The organism is Brevibacterium sp. HMSC07C04 (assembly GCF_001815905.1).
Taxonomy (GTDB): domain Bacteria; phylum Actinomycetota; class Actinomycetes; order Actinomycetales; family Brevibacteriaceae; genus Brevibacterium.
In genome coordinates this window covers 1-17,836 of sequence record NZ_KV823279.1, presented here as the reverse complement: position 1 = coordinate 17,836, position 17,836 = coordinate 1, and the positions used below count along the sequence as shown (strand labels likewise).

Genomic DNA, 17,836 nt, shown 5'->3' with positions numbered 1-17,836 from the left:
ACCGCCGCGTCCCGTTAGAAGTGATGCGTTGGCGGGTCGGGCCGGTGTCCGGGAGGACGGGTGGGCTCGGCGATCGAGGCGGGCTCGCGGTGCGGGTTAGGGTGCACGCCCAGGGCAGGGCGATGGCCGCGCACCGCCTCGACCGTGAGACCGGCCTCGTCAGGGGGCGGGGGCTTGGGCGGGCTGGTCTCGGCTGGGCCCTGGTGGGTGACGTCGTCGTTCATGGTCGCCAGCTGTGTCTGCACCCGGTCGAGATCGGCTTCGGCCGTGGCAAGGGCCTCGGCGTGGCGGAAGGGCTCCCCGATGCGCTGCCCGGCCTCCGCGGCGGCCTCGCGCGCGTCGTCGAGGTCGCGCTGGGCGTGCTCCAAGAGCGTGGGGATGCCCGCGGCCCGGTTCTCGATGCGCTGGATGAGCCCGATGCCACCGTCGAGGAACCCCGACCGGCTCATGACGAACCCGGTGCGCGGTACACCCGCGAGTTCGACCTCGACATGCGGTTCGTCGCCGAGAGCAGGCCGGGTGGAGACGGTGACGTCAAATCCCGAGACCTGGCCGAGGACCCCGAAATCCCGGGCGGCGTACTTCGGTGCCCAGGTCAGCCCCGAACCTTGCGCCCAGGCACCCACCGCCGTCGCAGCATCGGCGCGGGAGTCGTAGACTCTGTCGCCGATGCGCATCCGGAACCGGTCACCGGAGGTGTCGGCGACCTGCGGGAGTGCCGCCTGCAGGCCAGCGATGTCGTGCTCGGCGCGGCGGGCGTCCTCACTGGCCCGGTCGCGAGTGTGGGCGAGCATCGCCTGGGAGCGGTGGTGCGCGCGCTCGAGGCGCCGCAGCCGGGTGACCTCGGTCTGGATCGTGGCATGCTCGAGCAGCAGCGGGTTCCCGCTGGAGATGGCTTTGGCCTCGGCCGCCGACAGGGCCGAGGAGTCGATCTCCTCGATCTCGCGGGCATCGAGGCTGCCGCGCATGATCTGGGCGATGAACCTGGCTTTGCGCTCCACGCCCTGCCACATGTAGGAGTCGAAGGAGCGCTCGGTGACGAGCCTGACGATCGCGACCTGCTCGTTCTGGTTGCCCTGTCGCAGGATGCGGCCTTCGCGTTGGGCGACGTCGGCTGGCCGCCACGGGCAGTCGAGGTGATACAGCGCGAGCGCGCGATTTTGCACGTTCGTGCCGACACCCATTTTCTCCGTCGAGCCGATCAGCACGGCGATGTGGCCGGCGCGTGCGGCAGCGAAAAGTCTGGCTTTCTCGACGTCGGTCTTGGCTTCGTGCATGAACCGGATCGACTCGCCGGGCATGCCCCGCATCACCAGTTGCGCGGCGAGCTCGTCGTAGGCGTTCCACCGGTCCGGGTGCGGGGTGCCGATATCGGAGAACACCAGCTGCAGGCCACCGCGTACCGGTGAGGGCTCCCCGGTGGACGGGTCGAGGTACTCGCGGTCGCGGGTGGCCTGCCAGGTGCCGGCGATCATGTCCGCGGCGACGTCGATCTTCGTCGGCCCGGTCGGGTCCTGCGGCAGGACCATCCGGATGTCGAGCGCGGCTTTTCTGCCGTCGGTGGAGATGACCAACATGTTGTCGTCGCTGGGTGATACGGCCCGTGAGGCGACTTTCTCCGCGCGGGTGCCGAGCTGGGCGACGAAGTCTTCGAGTTCGACAGTGGGTGGGACCGGGATCGTGGCCGGGACGCGTTGCCCGTCCTCGCGCGCGGTGATCTCCGGTACCGGCAGCTGGAGGTCTTCTGCGGTCTTGACATCGGCGAACACGCTGAAGATCCGCAGCATCTCGGGGACATTGGTGAACTTCGCGAACCTGGTTTTCATCCGGAAGTTCGTGCCGGTGGGGTCCATCTCCATCTGCGTGATCGTCTGCCCGAACGTGGCCGCCCACGCATCGAAGGACTCCACCCCGGCGGCTTCGAGGAGGTCCGGGCGCATGTAGCGTTCCATGACGTAGGCCTCGGTGATGCTGTTGGCGATCGGGGTGGCCGTCGCCCCGGTCACGACTCGCTCCTTGCCCTGGGAGCGGAGGTATTCGAGCTTCATGTGCAGATCGGATGCGCGTGCGCTGCCCTCGATCGCGGCATCCCGGATATTGGATTCCGTCGAGAGGTTCTTGTACATGTGCATCTCATCGATCACGACGTAATCGATGCCCGTATCTTCGAAGGACACGCCCTGGTCCCGGTCGGTGTCCAGACGCGACTTCAGCTTGTTCTCCAAGCTCAGCAGCTTGCGCTGGATGCGCTTGACGCTCATCGCGTCCTCGCCGGTGGCATCTTCGAGGACCCGGCGGACCTCGTCGATCTGCGCCCGCAGGTAGGCCTGCTGGGTCTCCTCCCGCAGGCCGATCTTCGCGAACGCGCCCTGGGTCATGACCACCGCGTCCCAATCGTTGGCGGCCGCCCGCGCGACGAACTGCCGCCTCTTATCCGCGGCGAGGTCTTTGGTGGACGCGGCGAGGATGCGGGCCCTCGGGTAGATCTGGAGCCATTCCCTCCCGACCTGTTCGAGCATGTGATTGGGCACCACGACGACGGGTTTGCGCACCATCCCCATCCGCCTCATCTCCATGGCACCCATGACGAACTCCGCGGTCTTGCCCGCCCCGACCTCATGGAACAGACCCGTGGCGGGCTCCGCGATCATCCGGGCGACCGCGGCCCGCTGATGCGGGCGGGGTGTGAACGACTCCGCGACCCCGGGCAGGGTGAGGTAGTCCCCGGCATCGCTGTAGTCGCGCAGCACGATCGAGTTGAAGCGGCGGTTGTACTCCTCGACGAGCGCCTGGGCGCGGGCGGGGTCTTCCCACACCCATTCGCTGAAGCGTTCCTGGAGCTGCTCGGCTTTTTCCTGCGCGGCGACGGTTTCGACCTGGTTGAGCACGGGCCGTTTACGGCCGTCGGCGTCTTCGATCTCGTCGTAGACCAGCAGCGTCTTCTGCTCCATGAGCGCCTGCGCGATGTCCGGGGCCGGCCGGCGTTCGGTGCCCCACTCCGAGGTCGCCAGCAGGCCCTGCCGTCCGCCGCGGACCTCCCACATCCCGCTCATCGGGTTCTCCACGCGCACGTCCGGGGCACGCAGCAGTTCGCGCAGGAACCTCTCGTGGATCTCGGCGCTGATCCACACCGCCCCGAGGCGGGCGGTGATGTCCTCGACCCCCAAGGGGTCCGGCAGCACCGCGGTCAGCGCCTCGACGTTGGCCGTGAAGGAGGGATCGGTCTCGGCGCGGGCGTGGGCGGCGTCGAGCTTCGTGCGCACGTCACCGGAGAGGTAGGCCGGTGCGTGGACGAGCTCGTCGGTGGCCGGGTCGGTGAACACCAGCCCGGTCAGGGCCTCCCGGGCCTCGGTCTCGTCCATGCCGAGCATGTCCGCGACCAGTGGCAGGTCGATGCTGCCGGTGCGGTCGAGGGACACGGCGATCGCGTCGGCCGGGGTCTCCACGCCCTGGACCTCGGTACGGGGCGCGACCACCCGGCGGGAGAGGATCTCTGCCGGTGTGGCGGTCTGGTCGGTGTCGTCGAAGTTCTCCAACGCCATGACCAGGGGCCCGAAAGGGTCGCCGCGCAGCAGCCGGATGGCGCGGGGGATGATGCGGGCATGGGTGTCCTCACCGGCGTCGTTGGTCCTGCCGGACCGGCGCAGCGTGTACCTGTTCAAGGGCCCGTAGCGTCCGAGGTACTTCTGGTAGGCCCGGCGCAGGTCCTCCCGTGCGGTGGTGATCTCCGCGGTGTCCTCGGCGGTCGCGGCCTCGGCTTCCAGCAGGCTGGTCGCCGCGTCCCGCAGCCCCAGCAGGGCACGCAGCTCCGTGGTGGTGCTCTTGGGGACCTCGAGCGGTTCGATGCCTCCGGCGGTGACGGTGCCGAACCCCGTGCCGGTGCCGACGATGCTGCCATCCCACCGCTGCGGCGGCGCCGGTTGGCGGGCCACCGGGCGCATCGCCCGCTCCGGTGGGGCGTCGGTGAACGTCAGGCCGGTGCGGCGGGCGGTGAACGTGATCTGGTCGAGGACATCGGCCAGATCAGCGTCGACCCGGTCCACGTCGCCTGTGACCGTCAGTTCCTGGCGTCCGAACTGGCCGGTGTCCGCGCCGATCTGCCCGAGAACATGCTCCGGATGCTGGTCGAAGTAGCGGTTCATCCGTAGGGTCTGCCCGTCCACGGTGATCGGGGTGACGGTCTCCCACAGATCATCGAGGACCGGTTCCCCCTCCTCGCGGCGGCGGAAGAGGAGCAGGTCGGTGACCACATCCGTGCCCGCGGTGCGCCGGTGAGCCCCGGCCGGCAGCCGCACCGCGCCGACGAGGTCGGCCATCAGGTTCATCTCCCGGCGTGCTCCCGGGTTCTGGGCATCCATCGTGTACCGGGAGGTCAGCACCGCCACCATCCCGCCCGGACGCGTCAAGGCCAGGGACTTGAGGATGAAGTGGTTGTGCATCGAGTGCTTGTGCGGGTTGTGTACCCGGTCGTGCAGCGCCACGTCGGCAAACGGCACGTTCCCGACCGTGAGGTCGAAGCCGCCCTCCGGCAGGCGGGTGTCGGCGAAGGACTCGGTGCGGATCTGCGCGTGCGGGTAGAGGGCGCGGCTGATCTGCGCGGTCACGGGGTCGAGCTCGATACCGGTCATCTGCGCGGTCTCGGGGGCCAGGCCGATGAACGTGCCCAGGCCACTGCCGGGCTCGAGCACGCGCCCGCCCCGGAACCCGAGCGCGTCCAGGGCGCGCCACATCTGTGTGGCGAGGGCCGGGTCGGTGTAGTGGGCGTTCAGCGTCGTCCGGGCCGCTGCCTCCCACTCCTGCTCCGAGAGCAGGCCCCGCAGCTGGTCCCGCTCCGCCTCCCAGCCGGGTTTCCCGGTATCGAAGACGTCGGGGACGGCACCCCACGAGGACCAGCGTGCCAGGACCTGCTGCTCCTCGGCCGTGGCGGCGCGGTCCTGCTCGGTCAGCGTGCGCGCGAGCCGGATCGCTGCGATGTTTGCCTGGAACCGGGCCTTCGCCCCGGACGGTGCCAGCTGGTCACGGGAGGGCACGAACCGCGGCACCCCCACCACAGGGGGAGGTGGTGTGGGGGTGTCGGTTACGGGGTGCCGGTCACCTCGCGGAGGAACCTCACGTCCGCTGCTTGCCGCAGCACCTCCTGGTGCTCCTGGGCGTACTGGCCCGGGATCTCCGCTGCCAGCAGGCCCTCCAGGAACCACATCGGGATCGCCCAGTCGAGGGCCTTCTGCTCCAGCTCGACCTGGGAGTACTGCGGGTACGGGGAGTCCTGGGTCCGCTCCGCCCACGAGATCAGGTTCTCGTCGGCTGGTCGGGTCTCCTCCCACTCCTGCCGCGCCTCGTCCAGGGGCAGGCTCGGGTCGTGGATCCAGGCCAGCTGGCTCATCACGACCTCCTCCGCGATCTGGTGCGCCGTCATCCGGCGCGAGACCTCCTGGAGATAATTGTCCTCCCTCGGGCTCTGTTTCTCCAGGCCCCAGATCCGGTCGTTCTCCAGCCGGGTCGACAGCTCGGTCACCTGCGCCTGGATCTCCTGGCCTAGCTGGGTGAAGAACCAGCTTGGATCCTCCATCGCTGCGACCCGCTCCGGGGCGTGTGCCCTCCAGTGCTCCATCGCCCGTGCCCCGTACTGGTTCATCACTGTCCTCCCGCGGTGTCTCGGTGGGGGTCTGTCCGGCCTCGGCGACGGCGGCATCGGCCTCGGCCTCGCCGAGGCCCCACAGATCGAACTCCAGCTGACCGGGAGGCGGAGTGCGGCGGCGCCGGGCCATCACCACCACCCCCGCACGCCCGGCAGCCGACCGCCCCTGCCCGCTGGTGACCGGTGGGCGGTGGTGGTGTGGGTGGGTGCTTCGGGGGTCATGAGGCGGGGTCCTCGAGCAGCGCCTCGATCTCGGTCCGGTCCTGCTTGAGCTGGTCGGCATCCGTACGGGCCGGCCACGGCCGGAGATCCGTGATGATCGGTGGGGCCGAGCGCAGCAGGGTCACCCCGGTGCCGAAAGGCAACATCCGAATCCGGTCCGGGGGCATGACCGCGACCCGGCGGATGGAGCGCTGGTTCGACCGTGACCCGTGATCGCCGAGTGTGACGGAGTCGGTGTGCTCATCGCGCTCACCGATGAGCGTGGACAGGTCCTGCAAGTCTCTGCTGTTGGAGGCCCCGCCGAGGATGATCTTCACGATCGCGGCATCCCAGATCGCCCCGGCCTGGGCTTCGTTCCACTTGTCTCTGGCCTGGGCCAGGGATTGGAGCACCGGCATCGTGGTGATGCCCGTGCCTCCGCCCTCGGCCATCAGCGTCGGCAGCGACGGCAAGGGGCTCAGGTTCCCGATCTCGTCGAGGGCCAGCAGCAGCGGCGGGTCCAGGCGGGCGCCCGGGGACCGGGCGGCCATGCGGCGGGCGACCTCGACGAGATCCTCGACGAGCGCCGCCACCAGCGCCGCCGAGGCGCCTGCCCCGGCACCGGTGGCCAGAAGGTAGAGGGTGCCCTGGTCGCGGATGAACTGCGCCGGGTCGAACTCTTCACCCTCGCCGGGGCTGACCGCATCCAGCACGCGCGGATCGGCCAGGGCCGACAGGGCCAGGGACACGCCCTGCCAGATGCTGTCGCGGGTGCGGGGGTCGGCGTCGATCATCGACTCCAGGGAGTCCGCCCACCCCTCTGCGGCGCCGGAGTGGTTGGTGAGGATCGCGACCGCATCGGAGGCCGCCGTCGGGTCCAGCGTCCACCGGAACAACTCCGAGGACGGGCGATGATCGAGTGCGGCGGCGTGCAAGAGTGCTTGCAGCGCGGTCTTCGTCTTGCCTTCCCAGAACCCGCCGGACTCGACCCCTCCCGAGCCGAGCCCGGTCGAGGCGGCCAGGCCCGAGGCACGGATCATCGCGGTCAGCGGGTCCGCGCAGCCCCGGATCGGTGACCAGCGCAGGCCCGCGGGCAGGCCCTCGGCCAGGTGCTGCGGATCGAACACCGCCACCGGGCCGCGCCGCTGCCTGGCCCGGAGCGTGGCAGTCAGATTGTCGGGGCGGGTCGAGGTGGCGATGACCGCACCGGGGGCGTCCAAGATCGCGTTGATGACCACATGCAGGCCCTTGCCGGATCGGGGCGGGCCGAGAACCAACATCGAGTCCTCGACCGAGGCCCACACCTGGCGGCCTTTCGACCGGCCCAGCAGATACCCCACCTCCGCGGGAGTGGGCGTCTCCAGCGAAGGGCGCAGCGTCCCGGCCCGCTTGAGCAGGGCCTGGGAGGAGGCGCTCTGGTCGATATCGCGCCGGTTGGCCGCGCCGGCGACCTTCCGAGGGTCGGTCTCGACCTGGTGGACATGGCGGCGCACCCGTACCCAGGTCCACCCGCCGAGCGTGCCGAGCCCGACCAGCACCACCCCGGTGACCAGCCAGTACCCGAGCGTGCTCAGCCCGGCCGCGTCCAGGGCTCGGGCGGGGTCTGCCGGGTTGAGCAGCACGGCGGCACCGGCGGCCAGTCCGGCACGCGGTTGCGGTGCGCCGGTGAGGAACGCGGTGATCGACCCGCCCAGGCGCAGGATGAGGGTGAGGCCGAACATTCCGATCAGCGCGATCATCGCGGCGTTGGTCAGCTCGTCCCCGAAGCTGCCGGCCTGGCGGCCCTGCGGCGAGCTCACGACAGCGCCTCGACATGGACGGCGCCCGAGACCCGCCCGACCAGGACGACCTCCCCGGCCTCGCGCAGTCCCGCACGCGCGATCACCGCCCGGGCCCGGCCCTGCCCGTCGGCCTCCGCGGTCCCGGTGATGATGGCGATGGCGATGTCCTCGCCGGGCACGAACCCGGTCGCGGTGACCTCGACATGCCGGGTCGGCTTCGCCTTCTTCGGTGTCGCCGGCGGTGAGGCCGTCGCCGGGGGCTCTGGTCGGTGTCGGGCGGCGTGGACGATGTCGGTGAACGAGGTGCCGTCCGTTTCGTGGACCTCGATCCGCACCGGCACGCGACGCTCGTCGGTGACCGTGTCGAGCAGTTCCCCGAACCTCGCCCGCGTCCAGGGTCTCTTCGGCGAGCGGGGTGGGAGGTCCTTTCCGTCGACGGTGACATCCAGGGTTCCCGCGTCCGTGGCCGTGATGACCACGTGCGGGAGCACCGGCGGCACCGCGGGCAGATCCGCCTGCTCGGAGCCTCGCGTGCCCGTGGCCTCGGGGTCGTCGGTGCTTCTCCGGTGCCGGTGCTTCCTGCCGGGTTCGTGTGTGCTCATGACCGCAGGTGCGCACCCAGGCACCCCGCGCGCCCGATGGCCTCATCGTCTGGTCAGTAGCGGGCGCGTTCATAGGTTCTGCCGCGGGCACGGTGCCGGTGGCAGAACAGGAGAATCGATGACTATGGACAACGCCGTACCCGGGCCCGCGTGGCTGCGCGAGTCGTGCCCGTCATGGTGCACCGGCGATCACCACCGGCAGGTCCTCGCCGCTGACCGCGGCCACTTCGGGGAGCTGTGCGAGGTTCCCGCGATCACCCGTCGCTACCGGCATGCCTCCGACTGCGATCCGGTCCCGATCGTCGACGCTGGTGCGCTGGTCCTGGCCGCCAGCCGTGGGATCGGGGCCAGAGACACGTGGGTGGCGATCGGCACCGAGCACGAGCGCATCGAGGTCACCCTCGAGAGCGCGCTGCGCCTGCTGGACCAGCTGGCCGTGTTCCTGAACGGGCTCAACCCCGCCACGGACAGGTGAAGCTAGTGCGGGCCGGGCACCTCCCTGCTGGGGTTCCCGGCCCGCACCCGGTCAGAGACCGCGCCCGGGCCGCGGCGGCTCGGGACCGGACCGGTCGAGCACGGCGAATGCCTCACGCAGCGCGTCCCGGCGGGCCATGGAGCGGGCCGTCTGTGCCCAGTTTCGGACCAGGCCCAGGAGTTCCTCGACGTTCTCGGGCTGGACCTCCCAGCTGGAATTCTCATGCCAGTAGGGCGAGCCGTCCTCGCGCGTGCTCAGCGTCTCCTCCCGCCAGAGCCACGAGGAGAGCACCGGTACCTGGCCCGGGACCCTGCTCGTGGTGAGTTCTTCGATGGCGAAGCGGCGGCCAGGGTCCGCGCTGCGGTAGAGCACATGGTGCCCACCGCTGACGAGACCGATGAACCCGCCGCCATACGGCTGCGGCTCCTCCCGCCGGTAGTCCACATACCGCCCGTACTGATCGGCGAGATCGGCCAGACCGAGACGTAGGCGCAGCCCGGGCTCGTCACCTGTTGCCGGGCTGCTCTCAGCCACGTCCTGCTCCCTCCCGTGAAAGTACGGCCGCGGGGCATGCGCCAGGTTCGTCCGTGGTCGTGGAGTGGCACGGCCGTTACTGGTCTGGCCCCTGGGGTGTGGTGTCAGAGGCTGCGGTCGGGCCCCCGCGGGATCGGGGCCGGACTGCGAGGGGCGAAGGCGGAGGCGGCGTCGTCACGGCGCGCGGCCGTGCGCGCCTGTTGCGCCCACTGCCCGGCACGGTCCAGCAGCTGCTCGAAGTCTTCGGAGGCGACCTCGCCGCTGTCGTGCTCGTGCCAGTACCCGCCTCCGTCAGGGTGCGTCCGCAGACTCTCATCGCGCCACGTCCACGAGGTCGGTATCTGCTCCTCCTCCGAGACCTCGTCGGCGTACTGCTCCTCGATCGCGAACCGACGCTCGGCGTCGTCGAGACGGGCGTCGTCGAGGCGATAGAACACGTAGTGCCCGCCGCCGAACGCGCTGGGATCGGAATCGGTGAGCTCCACGTACCGGCCGTAGTCCTGCGCAACCTGCTCCAAGCCATGCCACAGCCGCATCATGCGATCTTCGAACCCGCCGCGGGCATCCTCATCCATCGGTTCCACCTCCCCGGGCCCCGGACCGCCGTCGATGCGTTCTCCGGGGTCCCGCGCCCTGCCCGTCCATGTCGTCCTGTACTCGAGGTGCACGATCTGCCACCACGACCCCAGCGGGCCGATCGATCACGGGCAGGGCGTGAGGGCCTCGCTCGGTGCACACCGCGCAGCCGGTACAGCCTGCACCTCGGCGGCTCAATCGACCCCGGCGTGTTCCCTTGCGTGTGAACGGTGGTTACAGCGAGGGGGCGGCAGGCCCGTGCGCCTGTGGGCTGCGGTGCTGGGCATGGAACGGGTTCGGCGGGGCCGGTGGCGGGGGCGCGTCGAGGGCGTCGGCGATCTGCCGGGCATCGCTGGTAAGCATCGCCGTGCCTGCGGCGATGAGCTGATGGGGTCCGGCACTGGCCGCACTGGTGACCGGACCGGGCACCGCCCCGACGACCCGCCCCAGGGCGTGCGCGTGGCTGGCAGTGCCCAGGGCTCCGGAGCGAGGGCCCGATTCGACCAGCACTGTCGCCCCGGCCATGGCCGCCATCAAGCGCGACCGGGCCAGGAATCGGGTCCGGGTCGGTGTGGCCTGCGGGGGGAGCTCGGTCACGAGCAGGCCCCGGTCGCCGATCCGGTCCAACAGATCGGCGTGGGCGCGGGGATACGGCCGGTCCAACCCACCAGGAAGCACCGCGATGGTGTCACCGCCGTGGGCGAGAACCCCGCGGTGAGCGGCGCCCTCGATGCCGAAGGCCCCACCGCCGACGACGACCTTCCCCGCCGCGGCGAACTGGCCGGCGAAGTCGCTGGCGACGCGCTCCCCGTACGAGGTCGTCGCCCGGGTTCCGGTGACCGTGACGGTCTCCCGGGTGCGCGGGCCGAGCAGGGTCTCGTTGCCGAGGGTCCACAAGACGTAGGGGGCGCGATCGGTGAGATCGTTGACCCCGGCAGGCCAGTCCGGATCGGTCGGGATGAGCGTGCCGTAGCCGGCCTGGCGGGCATGATCGAGGGCTTCCAGCAGGCCGTCGCCCATGCGTCGGGCGTGCTGGTCGCGCCAGATCATCGCATCCGCGCGGCCCAGCAGCGGCACCGTGTCCTGGGACTCGAGCAGCCGCACCGTGCCCACGGCGCCGGCGAGTGCGAGCACCCGCCCGGTCACCGCATCGCCGGGCTCGGCGATCATCGACAACACCATGCGCGCTTCCCGCTCGTCCTGGAGTTCGTCGGCCAGTCCCGCCATGTCGATGTCCTTCCATGATCGTCGTCACCGGTCAGGTACGCCTGGACTCACCAGGTCCCGCTAGCCGTCACCGATGCACGGTGGACGGATCGGTTCACAGGCCCCATCCGTGGTGCGGTGGGCCGGCGCGCGGGGGCGTGGGTGGTTCCGGGCCTGGACGCTGCCGCGGTTGCGGTGCGGGATAGTGGATGCTGAGCACGTCGCTGGCGCCGAGCACGGCCTGCGCGGCCCCGTCGCGGATGAGTTCATTCGGAACTTCGCTGGCTGGGCTGGTCACCGGTCCTGGTATGGCCCCGACGGGTCGGCCCAGCTCCCGGGCGCGATCGACGACCGCGGCGGCGGCCGAGCGGTCGTCGGCTTCGACGAGCGTGACCGATCCCGACAGCGCGGCCTCGATCCTCAATCGGGCGAGGATGCGGTCCGCATCGTGCCCGCCCTCACCCGGCGGGCTCTCGCTGAGCAGCAGGCCCTGAGCGGCGATCTCGTCGAGGGTCTGGGCGTTGCTGTCCCCTCCGCGAACGTCGATGCCGCCGGGGATGACGGCGATGGTGCGGCCATCGTTGCGCAGCGCCGTCTCATGCACGGCGGCATCGATGCCGGACGCGCCCCCGGCGACGACGACACCCCAGTCATCGACGAGGTCGACAGCGAGCTCGCTGGCCATCTGCCGCCCGTAGGCGGTGGAGTTGTGGGTGCCGGTGATCGTGAAGGTCTGGGCGAACGACTGGAGCAGCTGGGTGTCGCCGGAGGCCCAGAGGATGTACGGGGCACGGTGACCTAAGTCGGCGAGTCCGGGCGGGTAGTGCTCGTCATCGGGGATGAGCGTGCGGAGGCCGGACTTGTCCGTGCGGTCGAGGGCCTGCTCGATCCTGTCGGCGTCGATCCGTGGGCGCTGCCGTGTCCGCCATAGGCCGGTCTCGACCCTGTCCAGTCCCGGGATCGGATCCTCGTCCTCGAGGAGCCGGAGGGTTTCGAGCGCGCCGACGGTGGTGAGCACGCGCCCGGTCAGCGGGTCGCCGGGGCCGGCGATGGCCGCGAGCGCGATGCGTGCCGAGCGTTCGTCGCCGGTCATCTGGGTCAGGGCCGCCATGAGGGTCTCCTTCGGTCCTCAGTCAGGTGCGCCCGCAGTGCCGTGAGCACGGTAGTGGTCGCGCAGCACTCGGATGTCCTCATCGGAGAAGACGAGGACCCCGGATCTGCGCGTGATCGCGGAGCATGGCATGACCGAGCCCCAACCTGGAGGGCTGGTGATGAAGACCCGGTGCGCTGTCCCGGTCTCACACGCCTCACAAGCCTCGCCGGAGTTCTGGGGGTGGCGGCGATGGAGCAGCCAGAGCGTACCGATCGCCAGGGGCGCGTTGAGCAGGCCCGGTGCGCCCGGCCACACCGCGTCGGCGAGGACACCGTAGACGGCCCACACGGTGGCGTTGGCGAGCACGCACACCTGGCCGAGGCTGCTGATCCCGGCCAGCCTCTCCGCTCGGTGCCGGTTCACCCAGGTGTGCCGGGCCTGCGGAAGGAAGAGCACGAACGAGAGCACACTCCCGCATGCGCCTACAATCGTGGTGAGTTCCATCAGAGTGCCGCCTCCCTCCGTGCGGATATGGATTCCAGGCCGCGGCCTAGCGGGAATCAGTCATGCGGCTTGTCGTGTCGAAGAGCTCGTATTCGGCTGGGTGGAGTTGATGTTGCGCGACGAAAGCCCTGTCCTTGATCTTCCACAGCCCCTGACCCGTGGTCAGCTGCGGCAGGAGCTGGCGTTCCGTGCGGGTCAGGCCCAGGGTCTCCGCGGTGATGCCGAGCTGGTCGCTTTCCTGTCGATAGATGATCCGTGTTTCGGCATTGGCGAGCAGAGAATTCGCCAGAGACCGCATCGCGCTACCGGAGTCGCCGACGTTCTCCAAGTCGCTGAGCTTGTGGAAGACGAGCATGTTGGCGATCCCGTAATGTCGGGCAAGCCTCCATTGGGAATCCATTCTTTTCAGCAATGACGGGTACTGCATGAGCCGCCAGGCCTCGTCGTAGACCACCCACCGCTGCCCGCCAGCGGGGTCGAGCAGCGCGGCTTCCATCCACGCCGAGGAACACGTCATCAGCACCGAGATCAATGTCGCGTTCTCGGTCACCCGCGACAGATCGAGCGAGAGCATCGGCAAGGTGGGATCGAAGCGGACCGTCGAGGGGCCGTCGAACAATCCACTCAGATCCCCGGCGACCAGCCGGCGCAGCGCATGCCCGACCAGACGCCCGTCTTCCTTCAGCCGCCCATCGGGGTCCTCGGTGGGGTCGAGGATGTGATCGACGATCATCGGCAGAATCGGGACGCTGTTCTCACGCACCGTCGCAGTCAGGGCCTGATCGATCGCGGTGTGCTCCAGGGGCGTGAGCCCGCGGGCGAGGACGGTCTCGGCGAGCGCGCCGATGAGGTCCCGGCGTCGTGCGGCGACCGTGGTCGCCCACTCGGCATCGCTCATGTCCCTGGGGCGGTAGCCCTCGTCGAGAGGGTTGAGCCGGGCCGAGGCCCCGTGACCGAGGGCGATCGCCTTCCCGCCGACCGCCTCGGCGACTTTCGTATGCTCCCCTTTCGGGTCCCCGGGTACGTAGACGCGGCGCCCGAACGGCAACGACCGGGTATACAAGCTCTTGGCGAGGGAGGACTTGCCGGAGCCGACGATGCCGGCCAACACGATGTTTGGCGCGGTGATGACGCCGCGTGCGTAGAGGACCCAGGGGTCGTAGACGAAGCTCGCGCCCGAGTACAAGTCCTGGCCGATGAAGATCCCGTTGCTGCCCAACCCGCCTTCGGCCAAGAAGACGTACGCGTTCGACAGGGTCGCGCTGGTGTCCTGGTGCCGCGGCAAATGTAGCCGCGCCGGGGTGCGCAGCTGTGCGGGGCCGGGTTCCCCGGCGGCGGGCAGGTAGCGGGTGGCGCGGCGTTCAGCGCGTTCGGCCTCGGCGCGGGCCTTCGCCTCAGCGATCTCGGCCCGGCGTCGTTCGGTCCGGATCCGTGCGGCGGCCTGGCGGCGCTGCTTGCGCAGGCGCCTGCGCTCGGCCGCCGGTGCGACCAGGACCGCGGTGTGGAGCTTCTCGTCTCGCTCGGTCACCGTCCCAGCCCCCGCTCCTGCGCGACCGCGGCCACCCCGGGATGCCCGAACCAGGACGCATCCGGAAGCTGCCGTCCTCCGGTCTGGCTGCCGGTCGCGGTGCCTGCCGGGTCAGGACCGCCGATACCGTCGAGGCCGGTTGCACCGGGGTCGCTGGGGTTGGCGTGGTCGAGTGGGAGGGTCTGGCGGCGGTAGAGCGCGATCTGGGGCGGGGTGGAGCCGTACCTCAGCAGGTAGGTGTCGGCGTCGACCCGGTGGTCCATCGAGCCCGCGGGCGGTTCGTCGTAGACGTACCCGTTCTCCAGTGCCTCGGTGGTCGTGGCCTCGCCGCGGTCCCACGTCGTGAGGTGGTCGAGGCCGGCGGAGACGCCGTCTCGGTCGATGCGGTCGAGGGCGGCCTGGGCCTGCGCGCCCTCGAGGCGCACGACGGAGATCCACCGCTGCTGCGTATCGGTTCCCGGGGCATGCCAGGCGATGCGACCGGCTGCTGCCATGGCGGTGTCGAGGTGGTTCTCGGTCAGGTCGGCCAGCGCGCTGGCCTCGCGCAGCCAGGCGGACGCGACGCGCGCGTTGAGCACACCGGCGTCGTGACTGCCGGCATCGTCGTGCGCGCGGGCGCGGTGCGTGAGGTGGGCGTCGGCGAGCTGGTCGAGGACCTGCCGCAGCGACCGGACGCCGCTGAGCAGATCCCCGAGCACGCCGTAGAGGTCCTGGGGGTGGTCGAACGCGCGGCTGGCATGCGCGAGCCCCCGCAGTGCCTGCGAGGCTTCGCCGGCGTCCGCGACGGGGTCGTAGAAGGTGGGCATGACGGTTCCTCCCGGTTCATGGCGATGGGATGTCGGTCAGGTGCCCGCCCCCTCCCCACCAGCCCGGCCCGGTGAGCGCAGGCAGTCCAGAGGTGTGGCCAGAGAGCGCGGGGGCGCCGGGCCCCCGCGGGTGCCTGTCTCCGGCTGGCTCGTTTTCCTGGGTGAGCGCCGGTCACAGGCCCGGTCCGGGGGCGCGTCTGCCGGTGGTGCTGCCCGGGTGCTCGAACCACGACGCGTCGGCGCGTCCTCTCGATGCCGCGGGGTCGTGGTGGCGCACCGGGACGGGACTGGGCGTGGTGGGGTGCAGCGCCGGTGGCAGGGGCGGGGCGAGGGTGGGTCCCTGGCCCGGTTCGTCCCAGTGCGAGAGGCCCGCCCAGCGGCCTTCCGGGTTGATGCTCAGCTGGTAGGCCCCGACCTGGAACACCCGCTCACGGCCCGGTGGCGGTTCGTCGTAGGCGTAGCCGCGCTCGAGCTCGCGCATGATGGCGGGGTCTCCGTGGTCGGCCTGGGCGAGGTAGGCGACAGCGGCCTCGGCGCCGTGCTCGTCCAGCAGGCGCATCGTCCTCGCAGCGGTCGTGCCTTCCTGCAGGGTCACCGTCCGCCAGACCCCGCGCTCGGACAGGCCTCTGTACGCCTGGGAGGGGGCGATCTCCTCGACCACCGGAGCAGTCGGAGCGGGAGCGGGTGTCCAGTCGATGGTGTCTGTCCGGTCCACGGCCTCCCGCAGCAGCTCCTCGACCCCGCCAAGCCGCTGGGCCGCTTCCCGCAGGACGGTGTAGGCGTCCGCGGCGGTGGCACGGCCGGTGGCCAGGTCACCACTGAGGCTGATCGCCCGGCCCTGGTGGTGCGGGTGGGCGTCGGCGAGCTGGGCCAGTGTCGTCTGCAGTGCCCGCGTTCCGCCGCGGAGGTCGTCGATGACGGCAGAGAGCTGGTCGGGATCTTCGACGTGGCGTGTGGCGTCGGCGAGGAGCCGCAGCGCGGCATGGGCGGACTCGGCATGCTCGGCGGGGTTCGTGGACATGATCGCTCCCTCTTCCGTGATCGGCCGTGCCCATCAGGTGCACGCGTCCCCTGGCCGGTCCCAGCGGGGTCAGACTCTCCGGCACAGGGGTAGCGCGGCGGCGGTGAACGCTTGCGCTTGCTGGCCGACGAGGCGGCGGGTCTCGCAGGAGGACTGGACGGCGGCCTGCTCGATCGCGGCGATCGCGGCATCGAGCTCGGCGACGGTGGGCGCGGACACCGAGATCAGGCCCGTGTAGCGCAGGACGCCGTGGCCGGCGGTCAGATCGGCTTCCTGCTGGAGCACGTCCTGATACTCGGCGCGCTGGCCGGCGTCCTCGATCTGCCCGATCCGGGCCCGCTGAGCGGCATCGGAGACGTACTCCGTCTTCTTCTTCCGGATGTCGCGGGCGGCCTGGTCGGTGCGCATCGGCGTGCAGATCAGCGACATCGACCGCTGCACGCCGGTGGAGAGCAGCACCGGGGACAGGAACGTCGGATACACCAGCGAGCGCGGCCACTCACTGATCCACAGCACCGCGTGGTAGGCCGAATCCGTGCGCAGGTGCGTCCACGTCTCGGCGACCGCGACCGGGCCCGCTGTGGCCAGCTGTTGCCCGATCTCCCCGTGACGTTCCAGCGTGGTCGCGACCGAGGGGTCGTAGGCCGAGCGCAGGATCACCGCGACCTCGCCGGAGGTCAGCCACGCCGAGGGCTTGAGCTCGGCCGAGCGCAGGGCCGCGACCAGCGTCGTCATCTCCTGGCGCAGCACCTGGGCTGCCCCGCGCATGCCGCCGCCGGCGGTGCGGATCTGCCGGGCCGCTGATTTCATGTCGAGGCTGAGGCTGATCGTGGAGGCGTGGCGTTCCCCGGCCGGGCCGGCGCGCTCGATGAGCTCGGCGTAGGTCGTCGCCGCCCATGACCCGTCACCGCTGCCGTGGGCGGCCCACCATTCGGCCAGGCCGCTGCCGGAGTCCGGCAGGGTCCGCTCCAGCACTTGCAGTGTCGCGACTCGTCCGGACCGGCACACGGTGGCCAGCACGCGCCCCCAGGCGTCGACCCGGCGTCCCTGTTCGGCCGGGTCGAGCAGGATGAATGCCGGATGCGTGACGCTGCACAGCACCGTGAGTGTGGCCTGGGCGGGGTCGTGGATCATGCACGCCCCGGTCTCGGGATCGCTGTACTCGCGCAGGCGCCCCATGTCGCCGGGCAGGGCCAGCGTCCCGGCCGGCCGCGGGGTGACGATGCGGCGCCGGTAGAGCAGCTGCCCGCCCGTGGTCCGCCACAGCCACCAGAACGCGATCGGCAGCCACTCGACGATCGGCCGCCCGCCGAGGGGAATCCAGGTCACGGCAGCGGCCAGCACCCAGATCGGTGCCGAGACCAGCACCCGGATCCCACCCCCGGCATAGAACGCGGTCACCAGGCTGGCCGCGCCGATGCCCAGGGCGATCAGCTGCGACACCGACAGGCCCAGTAGGACTCCACGCCGGGTCAGCCGGGAGAACTTCACCGGCTCCAGCTCGGTCGAGGTCTTCTCGTTCGTTGCAGACACCTGTCCTCACTCCTTCCCGGGCTTCGGTGGCGTGCTGGGGTTCTCCGGCGTTGAGCGCGGCTGCGGCGGTGAGGGCTGCGGCGGAGGCGTCGACGTCGGCTGGTCCGGACCGGACGAAGGACCCGTGCCCGAACCCGTGCCGGGGCCGGGGTTCGGGGGCGTCGGCGGTGGCGGGGATGAGGAGGCTGGCTGATCGGCGGAGTCGGCGGCCGTCTCGGCCTGATCGGCGATGGCCTTGCCCGTCTGCGGGCCGGCTTCCGCGGTCTTCTTCACGGCCTCGGCACCGAGGACGACGGCTGCGGCCGGACCGGCAGCGGCAGCCCCGCCACCCGCGCCCG

General features: G+C 70.8%; 14 protein-coding genes and 1 pseudogene. 1 reads left to right on the top strand and 14 read right to left on the bottom strand.

What is annotated here, in order from left to right; all coding sequences use genetic code 11:
* Positions 1-14: 14 nt before the first annotated feature.
* The 4 genes from HMPREF3162_RS08975 to HMPREF3162_RS08960 all read right to left on the bottom strand — a co-directional run bounded on the left by HMPREF3162_RS08975 (position 15) and on the right by HMPREF3162_RS08960 (position 8,222).
* Complete coding sequence (locus tag HMPREF3162_RS08975; protein WP_256282705.1) at positions 15-5,030, bottom strand: helicase; 5,016 nt, start codon at positions 5,028-5,030, stop codon at positions 15-17.
* Positions 5,031-5,077: 47 nt separating this feature from the next.
* On the bottom strand, positions 5,078-5,635 hold the full coding sequence (locus HMPREF3162_RS08970) for a hypothetical protein (protein WP_070574144.1): 558 nt from the start codon (positions 5,633-5,635) through the stop codon (positions 5,078-5,080).
* 221 nt (positions 5,636-5,856) lie between these two features.
* Positions 5,857-7,638 carry a TraM recognition domain-containing protein gene (locus HMPREF3162_RS08965; protein ID WP_070574146.1) on the bottom strand — a complete coding sequence of 594 codons (1,782 nt, stop codon included), beginning with the start codon at positions 7,636-7,638 and terminating at the stop codon, positions 5,857-5,859.
* Complete coding sequence (locus tag HMPREF3162_RS08960; protein WP_256282704.1) at positions 7,635-8,222, bottom strand: hypothetical protein; 588 nt, start codon at positions 8,220-8,222, stop codon at positions 7,635-7,637. The genes HMPREF3162_RS08965 and HMPREF3162_RS08960 overlap by 4 nt, the downstream gene beginning before the upstream one ends.
* Before the next feature lie 124 nt (positions 8,223-8,346).
* Between HMPREF3162_RS08960 and HMPREF3162_RS08955 the strand changes: the two genes are divergently transcribed.
* Complete coding sequence (locus HMPREF3162_RS08955; protein ID WP_070574148.1) at positions 8,347-8,697, top strand: DUF6907 domain-containing protein; 351 nt, start codon at positions 8,347-8,349, stop codon at positions 8,695-8,697.
* A 51-nt stretch (positions 8,698-8,748) separates the two neighbouring features.
* On the opposite strand, the gene HMPREF3162_RS08950 is transcribed toward HMPREF3162_RS08955, so the two are convergent.
* From HMPREF3162_RS08950 to HMPREF3162_RS11910, 10 genes and pseudogenes are all read right to left on the bottom strand, one after another.
* On the bottom strand, positions 8,749-9,231 hold the full coding sequence (locus HMPREF3162_RS08950) for a hypothetical protein (RefSeq protein WP_070574150.1): 483 nt from the start codon (positions 9,229-9,231) through the stop codon (positions 8,749-8,751).
* Between the two features lie 104 nt (positions 9,232-9,335).
* Positions 9,336-9,806 (bottom strand): hypothetical protein, encoded by a 471-nt coding sequence (locus tag HMPREF3162_RS08945; protein ID WP_141750189.1) that lies wholly within the window; start codon positions 9,804-9,806, stop codon positions 9,336-9,338.
* A 235-nt stretch (positions 9,807-10,041) separates the two neighbouring features.
* The gene (locus HMPREF3162_RS08940; protein WP_070777645.1) at positions 10,042-11,034 is read right to left on the bottom strand and encodes a DNA-processing protein DprA; all 993 of its coding nucleotides are present in this window, start codon (positions 11,032-11,034) and stop codon (positions 10,042-10,044) included.
* 94 nt (positions 11,035-11,128) lie between these two features.
* Entirely contained in the window at positions 11,129-12,124 is a 996-nt protein-coding gene (locus tag HMPREF3162_RS08935) for a DNA-processing protein DprA (RefSeq protein WP_070574156.1), read from the bottom strand.
* An 18-nt stretch (positions 12,125-12,142) separates the two neighbouring features.
* Positions 12,143-12,610: a hypothetical protein gene (locus HMPREF3162_RS08930; RefSeq protein ID WP_070574158.1), complete on the bottom strand. Its 468-nt coding sequence runs from the start codon at positions 12,608-12,610 to the stop codon at positions 12,143-12,145.
* Between the two features lie 46 nt (positions 12,611-12,656).
* Positions 12,657-14,138, bottom strand: a complete 1,482-nt coding sequence (locus HMPREF3162_RS08925; protein WP_070574160.1) for an ATP-binding protein — start codon at positions 14,136-14,138, stop codon at positions 12,657-12,659.
* Positions 14,135-14,944, bottom strand: coding sequence for a hypothetical protein (locus HMPREF3162_RS08920; RefSeq protein ID WP_070574162.1), 810 nt, complete (start codon positions 14,942-14,944; stop codon positions 14,135-14,137). Before HMPREF3162_RS08920 ends, HMPREF3162_RS08925 begins: the two co-directional genes overlap by 4 nt.
* Before the next feature lie 172 nt (positions 14,945-15,116).
* Positions 15,117-15,965, bottom strand: a complete 849-nt coding sequence (locus tag HMPREF3162_RS08915; RefSeq protein ID WP_070574164.1) for a hypothetical protein — start codon at positions 15,963-15,965, stop codon at positions 15,117-15,119.
* Positions 15,966-16,034: 69 nt separating this feature from the next.
* On the bottom strand, positions 16,035-17,498 hold the full coding sequence (locus HMPREF3162_RS08910; protein WP_070574166.1) for an SCO6880 family protein: 1,464 nt from the start codon (positions 17,496-17,498) through the stop codon (positions 16,035-16,037).
* A gap of 6 nt (positions 17,499-17,504) precedes the next feature.
* Positions 17,505-17,836: pseudogene (locus tag HMPREF3162_RS11910) on the bottom strand (conjugal transfer protein TrbL); the annotation flags it as partial.

What these genes read in the sequence shown, in the direction of transcription:
- HMPREF3162_RS08930 (WP_070574158.1), bottom strand. Translation starts at nt 12,610, where the DNA reads ATGGAACTCACCACGATTGTAGGCGCATGCGGGAGTGTGCTCTCGTTC.
- HMPREF3162_RS08940 (WP_070777645.1), bottom strand. Translation starts at nt 11,034, where the DNA reads ATGGCGGGACTGGCCGACGAACTCCAGGACGAGCGGGAAGCGCGCATG.
- HMPREF3162_RS08920 (WP_070574162.1), bottom strand. Translation starts at nt 14,944, where the DNA reads ATGCCCACCTTCTACGACCCCGTCGCGGACGCCGGCGAAGCCTCGCAG.
- HMPREF3162_RS08915 (WP_070574164.1), bottom strand. Translation starts at nt 15,965, where the DNA reads ATGTCCACGAACCCCGCCGAGCATGCCGAGTCCGCCCATGCCGCGCTG.
- HMPREF3162_RS08955 (WP_070574148.1), top strand. Translation starts at nt 8,347, where the DNA reads ATGGACAACGCCGTACCCGGGCCCGCGTGGCTGCGCGAGTCGTGCCCG.
- HMPREF3162_RS08970 (WP_070574144.1), bottom strand. Translation starts at nt 5,635, where the DNA reads ATGAACCAGTACGGGGCACGGGCGATGGAGCACTGGAGGGCACACGCC.
- HMPREF3162_RS08945 (WP_141750189.1), bottom strand. Translation starts at nt 9,806, where the DNA reads ATGGATGAGGATGCCCGCGGCGGGTTCGAAGATCGCATGATGCGGCTG.
- HMPREF3162_RS08960 (WP_256282704.1), bottom strand. Translation starts at nt 8,222, where the DNA reads ATGAGCACACACGAACCCGGCAGGAAGCACCGGCACCGGAGAAGCACC.
- HMPREF3162_RS08935 (WP_070574156.1), bottom strand. Translation starts at nt 12,124, where the DNA reads ATGGCGGCCCTGACCCAGATGACCGGCGACGAACGCTCGGCACGCATC.